Annotated in this window: 1 pseudogene; it reads right to left on the reverse strand. The window is 59.3% G+C overall.

Going from position 1 to position 705, the window contains the following annotated elements:
• Positions 1-116: 116 nt before the first annotated feature.
• A pseudogene (locus D8M41_RS11675) lies at positions 117-705 on the reverse strand (hypothetical protein); the annotation flags it as partial.

Raw genomic sequence — 705 nt, forward strand, 5'->3', positions numbered from 1 at the left:
CCTGCCCCGTTAGAAACGCACCCCCGAGATACCCCGCATAGAACACCCCCACACCCAGGCCCAGCACCCCGAGCACACCCCACACCAGCAGGGCCTCAGTATAATTCCCCCGCTTCTTATTCGGCGTTGACATGATACCCATACCCATCCGCAGCCGGAACTAGTGTCCCACCGCTGACCGCGTCCACGATACTATTCGTCACTTCATTAGCACTGGCAACATTCACCGTGCCATCACTATTACCCCACCGCTTATTCGTATTATTCATCTCAATCTCGACCTGGGTCAGGCGTACCGCAACGCTAATCCCTGGACGGCCACCAACCTTGATCATGAATTTCCCGACCCCCGGAGCCTGCCGAGGAGCACCAGAACGAGATCGTTTCTTCGCGATCCGCGACCACGACCCCGGATCAGCCCACGACACTAACCGGGCCGCTTCAGCATTCGATACCGTCACCGCCTGCCGCAGCTTCTCCATCTCCGCATGCGGTAACGCACCCGTAATCACCATCCCCGAGCGCTCCACAAAACCCCGAGCAGCCTGCCGCTCCGTCTCTGTCGGTAACGACTCCAAATCACTCATCGTATGCGTAATCATGGCCTGCCCCACGCCCTCATTACGGTTCAACCGAGTCAGCGCGTCAATACGGTTCACCATCTCCGCACCAGCGCGCAACGCCCGCCACAACTCGTCCAGCACC

Source organism: Rothia sp. HSID18069 (assembly GCF_003989155.1).
Taxonomy (GTDB): Bacteria; Actinomycetota; Actinomycetes; order Actinomycetales; family Micrococcaceae; genus Rothia; species Rothia aeria.